The 17,136-nt window shown below is 63.0% G+C and carries 13 protein-coding genes; 4 read left to right on the forward strand and 9 right to left on the reverse strand.

The window, feature by feature from the left end:
* The first annotated feature begins 283 nt into the window (after positions 1-283).
* Entirely contained in the window at positions 284-1,693 is a 1,410-nt protein-coding gene (locus tag OCA5_RS10155; protein ID WP_012563153.1) for a DEAD/DEAH box helicase, read from the forward strand.
* Between the two features lie 102 nt (positions 1,694-1,795).
* Complete coding sequence (locus tag OCA5_RS10160; protein WP_012563152.1) at positions 1,796-2,863, forward strand: GGDEF domain-containing protein; 1,068 nt, start codon at positions 1,796-1,798, stop codon at positions 2,861-2,863.
* A gap of 34 nt (positions 2,864-2,897) precedes the next feature.
* Here the strand turns inward: OCA5_RS10160 and OCA5_RS10165 are convergent, their stop codons facing one another.
* The 7 genes from OCA5_RS10165 to OCA5_RS10195 all read right to left on the reverse strand — a co-directional run bounded on the left by OCA5_RS10165 (position 2,898) and on the right by OCA5_RS10195 (position 9,872).
* Positions 2,898-3,305, reverse strand: a complete 408-nt coding sequence (locus OCA5_RS10165; RefSeq protein WP_012563151.1) for a HesB/IscA family protein — start codon at positions 3,303-3,305, stop codon at positions 2,898-2,900.
* Positions 3,306-3,388: 83 nt separating this feature from the next.
* Positions 3,389-3,781 (reverse strand): SUF system Fe-S cluster assembly protein, encoded by a 393-nt coding sequence (locus tag OCA5_RS10170; RefSeq protein WP_012563150.1) that lies wholly within the window; start codon positions 3,779-3,781, stop codon positions 3,389-3,391.
* Positions 3,778-5,019, reverse strand: a complete 1,242-nt coding sequence (locus OCA5_RS10175; protein ID WP_012563149.1) for a cysteine desulfurase — start codon at positions 5,017-5,019, stop codon at positions 3,778-3,780. Before OCA5_RS10175 ends, OCA5_RS10170 begins: the two co-directional genes overlap by 4 nt.
* 2 nt (positions 5,020-5,021) lie before the next feature.
* A complete protein-coding gene (gene sufD / locus OCA5_RS10180) occupies positions 5,022-6,332 on the reverse strand; it encodes a Fe-S cluster assembly protein SufD (protein WP_013913142.1) in 1,311 nt (436 codons plus the stop codon).
* Positions 6,333-6,341: 9 nt separating this feature from the next.
* Complete coding sequence (sufC, locus tag OCA5_RS10185; protein ID WP_012563147.1) at positions 6,342-7,100, reverse strand: Fe-S cluster assembly ATPase SufC; 759 nt, start codon at positions 7,098-7,100, stop codon at positions 6,342-6,344.
* Positions 7,097-8,596: a Fe-S cluster assembly protein SufB gene (sufB, locus tag OCA5_RS10190; RefSeq protein WP_012563146.1), complete on the reverse strand. Its 1,500-nt coding sequence runs from the start codon at positions 8,594-8,596 to the stop codon at positions 7,097-7,099. Before sufB ends, sufC begins: the two co-directional genes overlap by 4 nt.
* Positions 8,597-8,690: 94 nt before the next feature.
* Positions 8,691-9,872 carry a cysteine desulfurase family protein gene (locus OCA5_RS10195; RefSeq protein ID WP_012563145.1) on the reverse strand — a complete coding sequence of 394 codons (1,182 nt, stop codon included), beginning with the start codon at positions 9,870-9,872 and terminating at the stop codon, positions 8,691-8,693.
* A gap of 203 nt (positions 9,873-10,075) precedes the next feature.
* On the opposite strand from OCA5_RS10195, the gene OCA5_RS10200 reads away from it, so the two are divergent.
* The gene (locus tag OCA5_RS10200; RefSeq protein ID WP_012563144.1) at positions 10,076-10,723 is read left to right on the forward strand and encodes an alpha/beta hydrolase; all 648 of its coding nucleotides are present in this window, start codon (positions 10,076-10,078) and stop codon (positions 10,721-10,723) included.
* A gap of 18 nt (positions 10,724-10,741) precedes the next feature.
* Here OCA5_RS10200 and OCA5_RS10205 read toward each other — a convergent pair whose 3' ends face one another.
* Positions 10,742-11,842 (reverse strand): anhydro-N-acetylmuramic acid kinase, encoded by a 1,101-nt coding sequence (locus tag OCA5_RS10205; RefSeq protein ID WP_012563143.1) that lies wholly within the window; start codon positions 11,840-11,842, stop codon positions 10,742-10,744.
* Positions 11,843-11,939: 97 nt separating this feature from the next.
* Here OCA5_RS10205 and tyrS point away from each other — a divergent pair, with 97 nt between their 5' ends.
* Positions 11,940-13,193: a tyrosine--tRNA ligase gene (tyrS, locus tag OCA5_RS10210; protein ID WP_012563142.1), complete on the forward strand. Its 1,254-nt coding sequence runs from the start codon at positions 11,940-11,942 to the stop codon at positions 13,191-13,193.
* Between the two features lie 155 nt (positions 13,194-13,348).
* On the opposite strand, the gene OCA5_RS10215 is transcribed toward tyrS, so the two are convergent.
* Positions 13,349-16,954, reverse strand: a complete 3,606-nt coding sequence (locus OCA5_RS10215; protein WP_013913144.1) for a YhdP family protein — start codon at positions 16,952-16,954, stop codon at positions 13,349-13,351.
* Between the last annotated feature and the right edge of the window lie 182 nt (positions 16,955-17,136).

The following is a 17,136-nucleotide window of genomic DNA, read 5'->3' on the forward strand; positions in this document are numbered from 1 at the left end:
GCCTGGTTTCTCCCTCAGGAACCGGTCATCCCGGACAACGCAAGAGGCGCCAGAATGGCCCAAAAACAATAAATATTAAGGGTTTCAGGCTGTTTCCCGCCAAATTTATTGACTTTGAACGATTCCCCCCTATGTTCCGGGCATGCGGCCAGAGTCGAAAACGCGACCTGATTTGCCGCTTGTCCGCGAGACGATCATCCCCGTGCATGACTGCATGCCGTTCCGGGGTTGAGCGCGGCAGTATCCCCGAGAAGTCCGAACGGCGATCTCGTGTAGAGGCTCAATGTCCTTTTCTCATCTCGGCCTTTCCGAAAAGGTCCTCGCTGCGGTTGCCGCCACCGGCTACACCACCCCCACCCCCATTCAAGAACAAGCTATTCCCCACGTCCTCGCCCGGCGCGACGTTCTCGGCATCGCCCAGACCGGCACCGGCAAGACGGCGGCGTTCGTGCTGCCGATGCTGACGATGCTGGAAAAGGGCCGCGCCCGCGCCCGCATGCCCCGCACGCTCATTCTCGAGCCCACGCGCGAACTCGCCGCACAGGTGCAGGAGAACATCGATCACTATTGCGCCGGCCAGAAACTCAACATCGCGCTCCTGATCGGCGGCATGTCGTTCGGCGACCAGGATGCCAAGCTGATGCGCGGCGTCGATATCCTGATCGCGACGCCGGGCCGCCTGCTCGACCATACCGAGCGCGGCAAGCTGTTGCTGACCGGCGTCGAAATGCTGGTGATCGACGAAGCCGACCGCATGCTCGACATGGGCTTCATCCCGGACATCGAGCGCATCTGCAAGCTCGTCCCGTTCACCCGCCAGACCCTGTTCTTCACCGCGACGATGCCGCCGGAAATCCGCCGCATCACCGAGACCTTCCTGCACAATCCCGAGAAGGTCGAGATTTCGCGCCCCGCTTCGACCGCAACCACGGTCACCCAGTCCCAGATCGGCATCGGCAGCGACGCGCATGCAAAGCGCGAACTCCTTCGCCAGCTTCTGCGCGATGCCAAGGATTTGAAGAACGCCATCATCTTCTGCAACCGCAAGCGCGACGTCGCGATCCTGCACAAGTCGCTGCAGAAGCACGGCTTCGGCGCCGCCGCGCTGCACGGCGACATGGACCAGAGCGCGCGCATGACTGCGCTCGATCAGTTCCGCAAAGGTGAGTTGCCGCTTCTTGTCGCTTCCGACGTTGCCGCCCGCGGCCTCGACATTCCGGAAGTGAGCCACGTCTTCAACTTCGACGTCCCCTATCATCCCGACGACTACGTTCACCGCATCGGCCGCACCGGCCGCGCCGGCCGGCTCGGCACCGCGATCTCGATCGTATCGCCCACCGACCAGAAATCGATCCTCGCGATCGAGAAGCTGATCGGCCAGTCGATCCCGCACGCGGAAGGCAGTGCCCCGTCGTCAGCCTCATCGCACGAGGATGGTGAACAGGCGAGCGAGTCCCGCTCCGCTCCGCGCAAATCACGGCGCGGCGGCCAGCGTACGCGGCAGCGCGAGAAGACCGCTTCCAAGCCTGCCAATGGTTCGCCGCGGCCCGCTGCCAAGGCACCTGCGGCGCAGCCTCCCTCGCTCGGACGCATCCCCATGGCTGCTGCAGTGCAAGATCATCAGTCGGAGCCAGCCGATCACTCGCACCTTCCGGCATTTCTGCTCCGCCCTATCCGCGCCCGCGCAAGATAAGTTACGAGGCGTGTTTACGCCTCCTTCACGAACGTCCCCTATCGTGCCGGCATTCTTTTATGACTTTGCCGGCTGCAGAAAGCTGCCGAGGGATGCGGACGCGTGATCAGTCTTCTTGAAGAACACGAGCGCACCCTCGCGTTCGCCGAAGTGGCGTTGGGCCAGATCAAGTCCCTGCGCCAGAGTGCGATCCCTCGCAATTACGAAATCTGGTACGTCTACGCGACCGGCTACAACATCGAGCTCAACAAGGTCATCAACGAGACGTTGCAGCACAACGGCCGGCTGACCGAGGCCGATCTCGAACAGATCCACGAAACCTATCTGTCGCCGACCCGAATGACCGACCGCATCGACAAGGTCGGATCACGCGTCATCAACGAGATCGACGACGTGATGAGTCTCATCACCGACGCGGTCGGTATGACGGGTTCTTTCAGCGAGGACCTCGACAGCGCAAGCAAGCGTCTCGTCAAGGCGAAGGACAAGGCGCAGATCAATCTGATCGTTCACGCGCTTCTTCAATCGACGCGGGAGATGAGCCTCACCAACAAGGCGCTGGAGGCGCGGCTCGCCACGTCACGCCTCGAGATCGCCAGCCTGCAGGACAGCCTTGAAGCGATCCGCACCGAGAGCCTGACCGACCCTCTCACGTCTCTCGGCAATCGCAAATATTTCGATCGCGCGCTGGAATCCGCGGTGGAGCACGCAAGCCATCATGACGAGCCGCTGTCGCTGCTGATGGTCGACATCGATCACTTCAAGTCGTTCAACGACAATTACGGCCACCTCACCGGCGACCAGGTGCTTCGCCTGGTGGCGCTCGCATTGAAAGCCAACATCAAGGGTCAGGACCTGACCGCGCGCTATGGCGGCGAGGAGTTCGTGGTCATCTTACCGAACACCTCGATGCGTCAGGCTTTGGCTGTTGCCGACAACATCCGCCGCGCCGTGATGTCAAAGCAGCTCAAGAAGAAGTCGACCGGCGAAATCCTCGGTCGCGTCACAATCTCCGCCGGCGTTTCGACCTTCCGGCCCGGCGACGACGCCCCCGCTCTGATCGACCGCGCCGACGCCTGCCTCTATGCCGCCAAGCGGCACGGCCGCAATCGCGTGATCTGCGAAGCAGACCCCGAATTCACACCGAATGTCCGGATTCAGGTGGCCTGACGAGATAATGCGTCGAGCCGTCTAGTGGAATGCTCTAGCCGTCGGCCTTCGCTGGCGTAAGCTGCACGGATTCCCCGCAGCCGCAGGCGCCCGTCTGGTTCGGGTTGTTGAACACGAACTGCGCCGCCATCTTGTCGACCTTGAAGTCCATCTCGGTGCCGAGCAGGAACAGCACGGCCTTCGGATCGACGAGGATCTTCACGCCCTTGTCCTCGACCACTTCGTCGGTCGGGCGAACGTCGTGAGCGTACTCGACGGTGTATTCCATCCCGGCGCAGCCACCGTTCTTGATACCGACCCGCAGGCCGATGATCTCCGAGTCCGCACGCGAGGCAAGTTCGCGAACGCGGCTCGCAGCAGCCTCGGTGAGGCGCATCACTTGTGGGCGCGGCCGGATCGGCTTGGCGCCCGTTGCGGGAGTGTCAGGGCTCATACCCGTCATTTGGCGACGTCCCTCCGCATTTCAATGCTCACGATACCAAGCGTGACCTGGTGATCACGCCAGAAATTCCCGATTCGTCCAATTCACCACATGTTGAGGACGAGGCGTGCCTCGTCCGACATCCGGTCAGGCGTCCACGGCGGCTCCCAGATCACGCTGACGTTGACGGCGCCGACACCCGGCACGCTCGCCAACGCGTTCTCTACAAAGGTCGGCAGTTCGCCCGCCGCAGGGCAATTCGGCGTCGTCAGCGTCATCTGCACGGAGACGGCGCGGTCATCCTTGATGTCGACCTTGTAGATGAGGCCGAGCTCATAGATGTCGGCCGGAATTTCCGGGTCATACACCGTCTTCAGCGCCGCCACGATATCGGCGCCGAGTCGCTCAGTTTCCTCCGGCGACAAGGCCGAGGTGGTGTCGACGCGGACATCCGTCGTGTCCTGAGCCGGCTTCTCCGTTGAATCCGCTTCGCTCATGAGAATAGCTCTCCTGCCTTGACCAGCGCCTGCGCCAATTGGTCGACCTCTGCCCGGGTATTATACATCCCGAACGAGGCGCGGCAGGTCGCCGTCACGTTGAATCGCTCCAGAAGCGGCATCACGCAATGCGTGCCGGCCCGCACGGCAATGCCCGAGCGGTCGATCACGGTCGCGACATCATGCGGGTGCGCGCCCTTCATCTCGAACGAGATCACCGGCCCCTTGTTCCTCGCAGTCCCGATCAGCCGCAGCGAGTTGATCTCCCGCAGCCGCCCGGTTGCATAGGTCAGAAGGTCGTGCTCGTGCGCGGCGATCCGCTCCTTGCCGATGGAGTTGACGTAGTCGATGGCGGCGCCAAACCCGATCGCCTCGACGATCGCCGGCGTGCCGGCCTCGAACTTGTGAGGCGGATCACCATAGGTGACCCAATCCTGCGCCACCTCACGGATCATTTCGCCGCCGCCGTTATAGGGGCGCATCGCAACGAGGTGATCGTATTTGGCGTAGAGCGCGCCGATCCCGGTGGGGCCGTAAATCTTGTGGCCTGTGCAGACGTAGAAGTCGCAATCGATGTCCTGCACGTCGACCGTCATGTGCACCGCGGCCTGGCTGCCATCGACCAGCACCGGAATGCCGCGCGCATGCGCGATCCGCACGACCTCTTTCACCGGCACCACGGTGCCGAGCGCGTTCGACATCTGGGTGATGGCGACAAGCTTGGTCTTCGCTGTGAGAAGCTTCTCGAACTCCTCGATCAGGAAGTTACCTTCGTCATCGACCGGCGCCCACTTCAGCACCGCACCCTGGCGCTCGCGCAGGAAATGCCACGGGATGATGTTGGAGTGATGCTCCATGATCGAGAGGACGATTTCATCGCCCTCCTTGATATTCGGCTCGCCCCACGAGGACGCAACGAGGTTGATCGCCTCGGTCGCGTTGCGGGTAAAGATGATCTCTTCCCGACGCGCGGCGTTGAGGAAGGCAGCAACCTTGGTGCGGCCGCCCTCATAAGCATCCGTCGCAGCATTGGCGAGATAGTGCAGCCCGCGATGCACGTTGGCGTACTCAGAATGATACGCCTGCGTCATCCGGTCCAGAACGGCATTCGGCTTCTGCGCGGAGGCCGCGTTGTCGAGATAGATGAGCGGCTTGCCGTACACTTTGGTCGCGAGCGCCGGGAAGTCCGCGCGAATCCGGTCGACGTCGTAGGAGCCGTTGGTCACCGCCGGATGCATCATCAGCCTCGCGCCGCGAGCCAACGCTCGGCGGTTGTGATCGCAAGCTCTCGCAAACCGTCGTCGACAATGGATTCAATCGCCTCGCCAACGAAGGCGGAGATCAACAGCGACTGCGCCTCGTTCTCAGGCAGACCGCGCGCGCGCAGATAGAACAACAGTTCCTCGTCGAGCGCGCCCGCCGTCGCACCATGGCCGCAGGCCACGTCGTCAGCGAAAATCTCCAGTTCCGGCTTGTTGTCGGCTTCGGCCTCGTCGGACAGGAGAAGCGCCCGCGTCATCATCTTGCCGTCGGTCTTCTGTGCGTCCTGCTGCACGATGATCCGCCCTTGAAACACGGAGCGGGACTGATCGTCGAGCACAGCGCGGAAAATCTCGCGGCTGGTGCAATTCGGCACAGCGTGGTTGACGACGAGAGTCGTGTCGGCGTGACGGCGGCCCCCGAGAAGGTTGACGCCGTTGGTCGAGAGCTCGCTGTCTTCCCCGAGGAAGCTGATGAAGCCCTGATAGCGGCTTACTGCAGCGCCCTGATTGAGACCGAAGGTGTTGAGCTTGACGCGAGCACCGAGCGTGAAGGCCGCCGTCGTGATATTCGCCGCGTCGCGCGCATCCTCCATCAGGCGGATGTGCTGCAGCTCGGAATCATCGCCGACCGAGATGTCGACCTGATCGTGGACCTGATAGGCGGTAGCGCCGGCCGCGACAAAACTCTCGACGAGCGTGACGCACGCCTTCTTGCCGATCGCAATCTTTGAGCGAGTCACAGACGATGCAGACGATGCAGTCGCGACATGCGCGATATAAAGCGGCCGTTCGAGGATGACACCATCGTCAACCTCGACGAGCACGCCATCCGTGGCCATCGCGCCGTTGAACGAAATCATTGCGTCAGCCGCGAACGTCGTCTTGAGAAGATCGACGGCACCGGCCGCAAGCGACTCACGCAGCGAGCGAACGCGAACACCCTTGGGAAGCAATGCGAGGTCGGAGAGCTTCGGCGCGAGCACACCATCAACCAGCGTCAGCCGGGTGGCATTCTCGATGCCGATCGCCGCCTGCGCCTTTGCAGCAAGCGCCAAAGCTGCATCACCGGGCACCGGTGCAAGCGGCGCGACGGCGCGCAGCAGTGCACGCAGGTCTGTATACTTCCACTCTTCGATCCGGCGATGCGGCAGGCCGCGCGAGGTGAAATCCTCGAAGGCCGCCTTCCGCGCGGTCGCGACCGGGCCCTCGCCCGGCAAGCGATCGCGTGCGGCAGCAAACACGTCAGCCGGCGGTGTTCCCGCCGCCGCCGTCGCTGCAATGTTCATCATGATGCTCACTTATGCCGCCTTCTCTTCGAACTGCGCATAGCCAGACTTCTCAAGCTCCAGGGCGAGATCCTTGCTGCCGCTCTTCACGACGCGCCCCTTCGACATCACGTGCACAAAGTCGGGGACGATGTAATTGAGTAGCCGCTGATAGTGGGTGATGACGACCATGGCGCGGTCTTTCGAGCGCAGCGCGTTAACGCCATCGGCCGCAACACGCAGCGCGTCGATATCGAGACCCGAATCCATCTCGTCGAGGATGCACAGGCTCGGCTCAAACAGCGCCATCTGCAGCACTTCGTTGCGCTTCTTCTCACCGCCGGAGAAGCCGACATTGACGCCGCGCTTGAGCATGTCCTGCGGCACGTTGAGCCGCGCCGACACCTCACGCACCTTCTTCAGAAATTCCGGCGTTGAAAGCTCGGCCTCGCCGCGCGCCTTGCGCTGCGCATTCAGCGCCGTGCGCAGGAACGTCATGGTGGCGACGCCCGGAATTTCCATCGGATACTGGAACGCGAGAAACACGCCCTTGGCGGCGCGCTCGTCCGGCTCCATCGCGAGAAGATCTTCGCCCTTGAACAGGATTTCGCCGCCCGTCACTTCATAGCCCGGCTTGCCGGCGATGACGTGGGAGAGCGTCGATTTGCCCGAGCCATTCGGCCCCATGATCGCGTGGACTTCGCCCGCGTTCACCGTGAGATCGAGACCATGCAGAATCTCGTTGTCCTCGACCTGAACCTTGAGGCCCTTGACTTGCAACAACGCGGTCATCCCACACTTCCTTCCAGCGAGATCGAAATCAGTTTCTGTGCTTCCACGGCGAATTCCATCGGCAACTGCTGCAGCACGTCGCGTACGAAGCCGTTGACGACGAGTGCCACCGCCTCCTCCTGAGAGAGGCCGCGCTGCACGCAATAGAACAGCATGTCCTCGGAGATCTTCGAGGTGGTCGCCTCATGCTCGAACTGCGTCGATGAATTCTTCGACTCGATATACGGCACGGTGTGCGCACCACATCGATCGCCGATCAGAAGCGAGTCACAGGCGGTGAAGTTGCGCGCACCCGTCGCCTTGCGATGTGCGGTGACGAGGCCACGGTAGGTGTTCTGCGACACGCCCGCCGCGATGCCCTTCGAGATGATCCGGCTCGTGGTGTTCTTGCCGAGATGGATCATCTTGGTGCCGGAGTCGACCTGCTGATATCCGTTGGAAATCGCGATCGAATAGAACTCGCCGCGCGAGTTGTCGCCACGCAGGATGCAGCTCGGATACTTCCAGGTGATCGCGGAGCCGGTCTCCACCTGCGTCCACGAAATCTTGGAGTTCTTGCCGCGGCAGTCGCCACGCTTGGTGACGAAGTTGTAGATGCCGCCCTTGCCTTCCGAGTCGCCCGGATACCAGTTCTGCACCGTCGAGTATTTGATCTCGGCGTCATCATGCGCGATCAATTCAACGACCGCGGCATGCAACTGGTTCTCGTCGCGCTGCGGCGCGGTGCAGCCTTCGAGGTAGCTGACGTAAGAACCCTTGTCGGCAATGATCAGCGTGCGCTCGAACTGGCCGGTGTTCTTCTCGTTGATGCGGAAATAGGTCGACAGCTCCATCGGGCAACGCACGCCCGGCGGCACGTACACGAACGAGCCGTCGGAGAACACGGCCGAGTTCAGCGTCGCGAAGTAGTTGTCGGAGGTCGGCACCACACTGCCGAGATATTTCTTCACCAATTCAGGGTGCTCGCGGATCGCGTGCGAGATCGGCATGAAGATCACGCCGGCCTTCTTCAGCTCGGCCTGGAAAGTGGTCGCAACCGAGACCGAGTCGAACACCGCGTCGACCGCGACGCGACGCTCGGCAACCTCGTTGCCCTCTTCATCCTTGCGCACCACGCCTTCGAGGATTTCGACTTCGCGCAGCGGAATACCGAGCTTCTCATAGGTCTTGAGAATCTCCGGATCGATCTCGTCGAGCGAGGCGATCGCCTTCTTCTGCTTCGGCGCGGCGTAGTAGTAGAGCGATTGGTAGTCGATCTTCGGGTAGTCGACACGCGCCCAGGTCGGCTCTTCCATGGTCTGCCAGCGGCGGAACGCATCCAGCCGCCACTGCAGCATCCAATCGGGTTCGTCCTTTTTCGCTGAGATGAACCGGATAGTGTCTTCAGTCAGGCCTCGAGCGGCCTTTTCCGATTCGATCTGGGTCTCAAACCCATAACGGTACTGGTCGACGTCGATCTGGCGAACCCGATCGACCGTCTCCTGAACGGCTGGCATTTTACTTCTCCGCTCGCGGTTTCAAGGACCGCAGTGGACGACTTGATGTCGCTAATATCTTCCGTTCCTGTTATTACCCATTTTTTAGAACGGTTCAACCAACCACATCTGAACTTCTAACTAATACGTTCGAGAGCGATCTCCAAGCCTCCAGAAGGTATTGAATCTCTGCTTCCGTGGTGTCCCAGCCCAGACTAAGACGCACGGCTCCCTGCGCTGTCTCGGGCGCCACGCCCATTGCCGTCAGAACGGGCGAGGCATGGACCTTTCCGGAGGAACAAGCCGAACCGGAGGACACCGCCATGCCCTCCAGATCGAAGGCGATCACAGCGGTTTCCGCCTTCATGCCGGGGGCCGAGAACAAGGTGGTGTTCGGCAGCCGCGGAACATCGCTGGAAAAGACAGTCATTTCAGGCGTTACCGCCTGAAGGCCCGTTTCGAGCTTCGCCCGGAGCTTCTGCATTCGCGCCATTGCGGCGGCGCCAGCGTCAAGATGAGCGGCCACAGCGGCGCCAAACGCTGCAATCCCAGGCAGATTCTCGGTTCCGCCCCTGCGACCCTTCTCCTGACCTCCGGCGGCGATCAACGGCTCATAACCGGCAAGGCGCTCGGTCAGGATCAGCGCTCCGGTGCCCTTGGAACCACCGATTTTATGTGCAGAAATCGATAGAAGATCGATGTTCAATGCATTGATATCAATATCGATCTTCCCAAATCCCTGAACCGCATCGACATGCAGGATGCCATGGGCGGCATGGACGAGTTCCGCGATCTCCGCGATCGGCTGGATCGCTCCGGTCTCGTTATTAGCAAGCATCACCGAGACCAGCGCCGGCGCGCCGTCCGCGAGCAAAGTCCTCAGCCGCTCAAGATCGACTACACCGGAAGACGTCACCGGAGCGGTTTGGACATCCTCGACCGGGAATCGGCCGCCGGATCGCACGGACGAATGCTCGATGGCGGAGACAATAAGTCGCGTCGCCACATCGCCATTGCGGCGCAGGCCGGGCACCAGCGCAAGCGCATTGGCCTCGGTTCCCCCGGAGGTGAAGACCACATCGGCACTGCGTGCGCCAACTGCTTTGGCAATGTTGGCGCGGGCATCTTCGATGATCTTCCGCGCAGCGCGGCCTTCGGCGTGAACCGAGGATGGATTCCCCTGCAGGTCCATGGCCTGCAGCATCGCTGCCTTGGCCTGCGGACGCATCGGCGCTGTGGCGTTCCAGTCGAGATAGACGCGTGTTTTTGCCATTTGTCGTCCAGCCGCACCAACCATCACATCAACTCATTGCTCTGTCGTCATTTTCCGGCCCGACGCAGCCGGGCGCGGCGCAATCTGCTTGCTTTTTCACCTGCCACCCATGTTAGAAGTCGGCCTCGCAATCGAGTGGCTTCCGTTAGCATGGCAGCATTGTGTCATCGGGCTGCGATGAGGGGTTTGGCGGGTACAGCGCTGAACGAGCATATCTAGGGACAAAGATGCCTGAAGTTATTTTCACCGGCCCCGCAGGCCGCCTTGAGGGACGCTACCATCCCGCGAAGCAGAAGAACGCTCCGATCGCGATGGTGCTGCATCCGCATCCGCAGTTCCAGGGTAACATGAATCACCCGATCGTTTATCAGGTGTATTACTCTTTCGTCGCGCGCGGCTTCTCGGTTCTGCGATTCAACTTCCGCGGCGTCGGCCGCAGCCAGGGCTCGTTCGATCACGGCACCGGCGAACTCTCCGATGCGGCGGCGGCGCTCGACTGGGCACAGACCATCAATCCCGAAGCACGCGCCTGCTGGGTCGCGGGCTTCTCGTTCGGCGCGTGGATCGGCATGCAACTCCTGATGCGCCGACCAGAGGTCGAAGGCTTCATCTCGATCGCACCGGAGCCGAACCGCTACGACTTCTCGTTCCTCGCGCCCTGTCCCTCGTCGGGCCTGATCGTGCACGGCGACAAGGACATCGTCGCGCCCGCGAAGGACGTCAACACGCTGGTCGAGAAGCTGAAGACCCAGAAGGGCATCGTGATCGAGCAGCAGGTCATCCCCGGCGCCAACCACTTCTTCCAGGATCGGCTCGAGCCGCTGATGGAGACGATCACGTCCTATCTCGACATGCGGCTTGCGAACGTCCGGTAAAATCCAGTCTCGTCGAATTCACGAAGGCAGCGCCAGTACGCCACCTGACAGCGGCGAGGAAATGCCCGTCGTTCCGGGATAAGTCAGCGGCAATTTCTTGAGGCTGCGCACCGCGAGGTAAGCGAAAGCCTGCGCCTCGATCGCATCGTTCTGCCAGCCGAGATCGTGCCCGGTCATCACCGGACTCGGTGCGATCTGCTCCGCGAGCATCCGCATCAGGGTCGGATTGTTGGCACCGCCGCCGACCACGATCCATGTCACTGGCCTCCCCGGCAGCAGCGGCACGATCCGCGCGATCGCAGCCGCGGTGAAAGCGGTGAGCGTCGCTGCGCCATCCTCAAGTGTCATGCCTTCGACATTCAACGCAGCGAAGTCGTTGCGGTCGAGCGACTTCGGCAACGACGCCGCAAAGAATGGCCGCGTCAGCGCCCGCGCAATCCAGACGGCATCGACCTCACCTTGCGCGGCGAGCGCGCCGTCACGGTCCATCGCCTGTCCGGTGTGCCGCAACAGGTAATCGTCGAGCAGCGCATTGCCGGGGCCGGTGTCGCAGGCGACGAGGTTTTCACCGTCGTCATAGGTGATGTTGGCGACGCCGCCGATATTGACGATGGCGGCCGGCATCGCGCAATCGGCAAGCCGTAGCAGCGCGCGATGATAGACCGGCACCAGCGGCGCCCCCTGCCCGCCGGAAGCCACGTCGGCCGCGCGGAAGTCATACACCACCGGCAGCCTCAACGCCTTCGCAAGTGCCCGGCCATCGCCGATCTGAACCGTAAGGCACTCGTGCGGACGATGCAGAACGGTCTGGCCGTGAAAGCCGACGACATCGACGCTGCCGCGGTCGATTCCATGCTCGGTGAGAAAAGCCTCCACCGCCTCGGCATGGGCGCGGGTGACGAGATCATCGGCCTCAGCCACCGCGTCGGGCCGCTCATGCCGCTCCCTGATCCGCGGCGCATCGTCGAGTGCCGCGCGTAACACCGCCCGCTCCGCCTCGGTATAAGGCCGATAGCCGGTGGGGCCGAACTCGCCGATCCGCTCGCCGTCGGTCCGCAGCCAGGCAACATCGACGCCGTCGAGCGAGGTGCCGCTCATCAGGCCGATCGCGTTCTGCATGGCGCGCCTCCGGTTGAATTGAGTCCCGGACCTGATACACCACGGAGCCGCTAAAAATCGCTAAATCCCCAACTCGCCAATCGTCGAAGAGCCGCGCATGACCGTCTACAAGTCCGATTTTCTCAATGTCCTGGAACAGCGCGGGCTGATTCACCAGATTTCCGATGCCGAGGGCCTCGACGACGCCTGCACCAAGGGGCCGATCACCGCCTATGTCGGCTATGACGCCACCGCGACCAGTCTGCACATCGGCAACCTGATCTCGGTGACGATGCTCTACTGGCTGCAGCAGACCGGGCACCGGCCGATCACGCTGATGGGCGGCGGCACCTCGATGGTGGGCGATCCTTCGTTCCGCGACGACCAGCGCAAACTGCTCGACGAGGCGACCATTGCCTCCAACATCGAGGGCATCAAGAAAATCTTCGGCCGCATCCTGCGGTATGGCGACGGGCCGACCGACGCCCTGATGATCAACAACGCCGACTGGCTGCTGAAGCTCAACTACGTCTCGTTCCTGCGCGACGTCGGCCGCTACTTCTCCGTCAATCGCATGCTCTCGTTCGACAGCGTGAAGCTGCGGCTCGACCGCGAGCAGTCGCTGTCGTTTCTGGAATTCAACTACATGATCATGCAGGGCTACGACTTCGTCGAGATCAACCGCCGTTACGGTTGCATCCTGCAGATGGGCGGCTCCGATCAGTGGGGCAACATCATCAACGGTGTCGACCTCAGTCACCGCATGGGCGGCCCGCAGCTTTACGCGCTGACCACGCCGCTTCTCACCACCGCCTCCGGCGCGAAGATGGGCAAGAGCGCGAAGGGTGCGGTGTGGCTCAACGGCGAACTCTTCAGCCCGTATGATTTCTGGCAGTACTTCCGCAACACCGAGGACGCCGATGTCGGCCGCTTCCTCAAGGTGTTCACGCGCCTGCCGCTCGACGAAATCGCCAAGCTGGAAAAGCTCGGCGGAGCCGAAATCAACGAGGCGAAGAAGATCCTCGCCACGGAGGCGACCGCCGTCGTGCACGGCCGCGAAGCGGCCGAGGAAGCGGCCGAAACCGCGCGGCGCACGTTCGAGGAAGGCGCGATTGCGGAGAACCTGCCGACGTTCGAGATTCCGCAAGCCGAACTCGAGGCTGGCGCGGGCGTGGTTGCTCTGTTCGTGAAGGCCGGCCTTGTCGCCTCCAACGGCGAGGCGCGGCGTCAGATCAAGGGCGGCGGCCTGCGCGTCAACGACAAGCCGGTGACCGATGACAAGATGGCTCTCACCCCGGCTGCGCTGACACCGGAGGGCGTCATCAAGCTCTCGCTCGGCAAGAAGCGTCATATTCTGCTGAAGCCGGTCTGAAATTAGTCTTTGAAGCCGCTCGTGTTGCGATGGGAACGCACCGCGCTCCCTCTCCCCGTTGGGGAGAGGTGAAGGAGGTCCCCGCTGCGGGATCAATCAGCGGATAAATCAATTCGCACAGCAGTGACGGGATTAATACGAAATCAGTCTGAGATTTATTCCGGGAAATCGGGCGGGCCATTCTGCCGCCCGGTGCCGAACTCGAAGATCTTGCGCGTGAGGCCCGGCGCCAGCGCCGAGATCGGGTTGACGCGCAGCACCGGCGCGCCCGGCGTGCCCACGACTTCATAGGTCACGCCGATCAGGCCTTCGTTGCTGCCGCCGCCGAGCACGAGGCCGACGATCGGAATCTGCCCGAACATATTGTTGAGCCCGTACATCGGCACAAAGGTGCCGCTCATGCGCACCTGGTTCGCGGCGTAGTTGATATCGCCCTCGATGGTCGCGCCCACCGCGGGCCCGCGCACCACACCATCCTTGATCCGAAGCTGGCCGGTCTGGCGGGTGAACTCGGTGCGCATGCGCGAAAACTGAATGCCCCGCGAGTTGGCAGCGCCGCCATTGTTGACGACGCGGTCCAACGCGGCCTCACCTTTCACTACAAAGTCTGTGACGTTGAGGAGGCCTTCCTGCGGCGCGGAGTCGGCCGAAGGCGTGTCCATCGCAACCCACATCTGACCGCCGACCATCTTGGAATAGGTGTCGGAGAAGCGGAACAGCGCGCCTGCGTCCTTGGTCTCGACATAGAGCACGTCACGCCCCTGCCCGCGCGAGCGCAGACTGCCGCTGAGCGCCGTGTCGCGTCCGAGCTTACCGGACAGTGCGAAAGTGCGGATCGTGCCGCCACGGCGCGAGAGCTTGAGATCGACGCTGCGCAGCGCCTCGCCGTAGAAGCCTGCAATCGCACCGAGCCTGGCGTCGACATCGAAATCGTCGAGCTTCACGCTCGACTTGCTCTTGCTGCTGCTGGAACTGCCCGACAGCGCGCTCTTGATGAAACTGCGGCCATCGAACACCTCGCCGCGGAAAGTGACCTTCAACACGCCGTCGTTGCCGCGCTCGGCCCTGAGCGAGGCCTTGTCGCCCTCAGACGGCGAGAAGGTCGGAAAGACCGCGCTGACGAGATCGTTGTTCTGATCGACCTCAACCGTGCCCTTGATCGAGGTGCCGCTGCCCTCGACCACCACGTCCTCGAAGCGCGTGCCTTGCGGCTTCTGCACCACGTTAAAGGTCATGCGGGTCGTCTTGCCCGCGAGTTTGGTCCAGCCCGGCAGGATGTTGTCGATCTTGGCGGGCGTGAGGTCGGCCTCGACACCGAGCTTGCTGTTGTTGTCGCCGCCGATCTTGCCGATGATCTTCACCGGGATCGGCCCCGACACGCTGGCGCCGAGATCGATGCCGAGCCGCGCGCGTGCATTGTCATCGAGCGTCGCCGCAAGGCGGATGTCCGCGTCGCCCTCGGTGCTCTTGTGATAGTCGAGCGAAGCGGGCTGGCCCGCGATCTTGACGTCGCCCTTGACGCGATAGCCCTGATTGTCGGCGACAAGCTTCAGCGCATTCGCCTCGAGCTTCTGGTTCATCGCGAGCTTGTCGATCGATACGCCGCCGAGATCGACGCTGACGGAGTATTTCGTCTCCTCCTTGGTGAGCGCGGTCTTCAACGGCATGTTGAGCGTGATCACCGCCGCGATGTTGCCCTTGCTGGTGGCGGGATCGATCGCATCGCCGCTGACGTCCTTCAGCCGATCCGACTGCAGGATCTCGGCGGCCGCCGGCACCGGGCCGTCGAGGCGGAAGCGCACGCTCGCAGGTGCGGGCTTCGGCACCAGATCCGGGACCTGGAACAGAACATCGGAGACGGCGAGCTTGCGGCCCGCGGGCGTATCGACGCTGCCCTGCCCGATCGTCACCTTCACTGTGCGGCCGCTGACATGGCCCTTCAGATCGGCGTTGTGGACCACAGGCAATTCATCGAGCGGATAGAGTTCGACACCTGATGCGGAGAAATCGACCGACAGCCCCTCGTCCGGGATCGGCGGACCGCCACGCGCGAGCGTTCGGATCGGCGCATTCACCGCGATGTCGAGATGCTGAAGTGTGCCGTTGTTGACGCGGTCGATCAGCCATTCGCGCACCTCCGGCGCGATCAGGATCGGCCAGATGTTCTTCAGCGTCGAGGCTGGCATGGCCGTGGTCGCAAGGCCAAGCTGCACCTGCGCAGCCGGCATCGAATAATCGACCGCACCGGAGCCCGCGACGCCGACCTCGCCGTTGCTGATATCGCATTGGGTCATCAGCACGCGGCGATGCTCGGTGTCGAAGCGCAGCCTGACCGCGATGCGATTGAAGATCACCGGGTTCTCGCCCTTCGGCCCGGCCAGCACGATGGTGCCGCCTGACAGGCCGAGCTGCCAGTTCGGTGTGTGGCCGTTCGGCGCTTCGAGATGCGCCAGCGAGGTAACGCGGTTCGCGCCCGAGGTGACCTGGAATGGCGCGACCATAACGCGGCGGCTCGCGTCCCAATCAAGCCGCACGTCGAAACGGTCGATCGGCATCGGATAGTCGGGCGTGCTGCGGTCGATGATGTCGCCCTTGCCGATCGAGAGCGTGCCGGCGAGATAGGTCGGCAGGCCGTCGCGGCCGACCTCGCCCTTGATCTCGCCGCTGAGCGGCATCCCGGCGGTGGTGTAGGTGAAGTCCTTGAGCCGCGCCGCCAGAATGAGGTTCTGGGTCGGCACCTTGTTGGCGACGAAGTGGACCGGCCGCACGCCATTCTCCGGCGCGCCGACACCGACCCGCAGCGACCACGCGTCCGGGCCGTCCTCACCGACGGTGAGCGTTACGCCGCCGGACGACGGCCGGCGCAGGCTGAGGTTGATGTGCTCGAAGGAAAATTCGGTCTTGCTCTGCTGGTCGTCGACGATCAGCGAGCCGTTGCGCAGGCCGATCTCGTTGAGGCTCTGGCCGTCGAGCCCCTTGGAGCCAAGCGTGTCGAGCCAGTCCATCACCGCGAGCAGCCCGGGCGCGGACGCCACTGCGACCTGCGGCTGGCCGGTCTCGTCCGGCGCGCTTGCTGGTGCGGGTGTACTCTCCGAGGGTGCGATCACCAGCGGTTTCACCGGCACCCGGCCGGTTGCGAGCGGCTGCATGGTGCCCGCGGTCGAGACGATGATCTCGCCGTCCGGCGTAATCCGTACCGCCAGCCCGGCATCGACGAGCCGCAGCGTCTCGGCACGCAGCGTGCCGAACAGGAGCGCCATGCCGGAGAGCCGCACCTCAGCCTTCGGCGCGGTCGCGACGATCGCCTTGTTGGCGTCACGCACCACGATGTCGCGCAGCCGCACCGCGACGCGGATGCGCCCCGCGCGCTCGATCTGGGTACCGCCGACTTCGACGGTATGATTGCGGCCGAGGTTCTCCTCGATGGCAGAGGCGAGCCACGGGGTGACAAAATCGAGGTTGATCGGCCCGGCGCCGAGGCGCAGCCACAGGCCGAAGAAGCCGACGCCGAACACCAGCGCGAGCACACCGAACGTCGCCAGCGTCCGCCGCAGCCAGACGGTATCGAGAATGCGGTGCCCGAACCTCACGAACGGCGCACCGACGCGCATGCCGACACGGCGGCGCTTCAGAAGCCGCCTTGCCTCATCGCAACACTCGTCCTGCCAGCCCGGAGCGCCCGCCCGGCCTGCCTTCGCCTGAGCCGCATCCGACTGGTCCGCTTGAGATCGCGATGCTTTCTGAGGCTGGAAGTCTTGCATTGCCTCACTTAGGCGTTGAACATTTGGGCGTTGAACATCGATCGGCTGCCACGACGGTCCGAGTCACCGGAAAGGGAGGCTCAGAGCGCGGCATGCGGCGAATCCCGTGTGTTATCTGTCCCGTCCAACGCGGGCGCGGAGAATCCCGTGTCAGTGTATCTCAGCGCCAGCGGAATTGGGCT

The organism is Afipia carboxidovorans OM5 (assembly GCF_000218565.1).
Lineage (GTDB): Bacteria > Pseudomonadota > Alphaproteobacteria > Rhizobiales > Xanthobacteraceae > Afipia > Afipia carboxidovorans.

Excerpts from the sequence above, each read along its gene's own strand:
- OCA5_RS10200 (WP_012563144.1), top strand. The coding sequence starts at position 10,076 with ATGCCTGAAGTTATTTTCACCGGCCCCGCAGGCCGCCTTGAGGGACGC.
- OCA5_RS10205 (WP_012563143.1), bottom strand. The coding sequence starts at position 11,842 with ATGCAGAACGCGATCGGCCTGATGAGCGGCACCTCGCTCGACGGCGTC.
- tyrS (WP_012563142.1), top strand. The coding sequence starts at position 11,940 with ATGACCGTCTACAAGTCCGATTTTCTCAATGTCCTGGAACAGCGCGGG.
- OCA5_RS10175 (WP_012563149.1), bottom strand. The coding sequence starts at position 5,019 with ATGCATCCGGCGGTGACCAACGGCTCCTACGACGTCGACCGGATTCGC.
- sufD (WP_013913142.1), bottom strand. The coding sequence starts at position 6,332 with ATGATGAACATTGCAGCGACGGCGGCGGCGGGAACACCGCCGGCTGAC.
- OCA5_RS10195 (WP_012563145.1), bottom strand. The coding sequence starts at position 9,872 with ATGGTTGGTGCGGCTGGACGACAAATGGCAAAAACACGCGTCTATCTC.
- sufC (WP_012563147.1), bottom strand. The coding sequence starts at position 7,100 with ATGACCGCGTTGTTGCAAGTCAAGGGCCTCAAGGTTCAGGTCGAGGAC.
- OCA5_RS10215 (WP_013913144.1), bottom strand. The coding sequence starts at position 16,954 with ATGCAAGACTTCCAGCCTCAGAAAGCATCGCGATCTCAAGCGGACCAG.
- OCA5_RS10155 (WP_012563153.1), top strand. The coding sequence starts at position 284 with ATGTCCTTTTCTCATCTCGGCCTTTCCGAAAAGGTCCTCGCTGCGGTT.
- OCA5_RS10165 (WP_012563151.1), bottom strand. The coding sequence starts at position 3,305 with ATGACGGGTATGAGCCCTGACACTCCCGCAACGGGCGCCAAGCCGATC.
- sufB (WP_012563146.1), bottom strand. The coding sequence starts at position 8,596 with ATGCCAGCCGTTCAGGAGACGGTCGATCGGGTTCGCCAGATCGACGTC.
- OCA5_RS10170 (WP_012563150.1), bottom strand. The coding sequence starts at position 3,781 with ATGAGCGAAGCGGATTCAACGGAGAAGCCGGCTCAGGACACGACGGAT.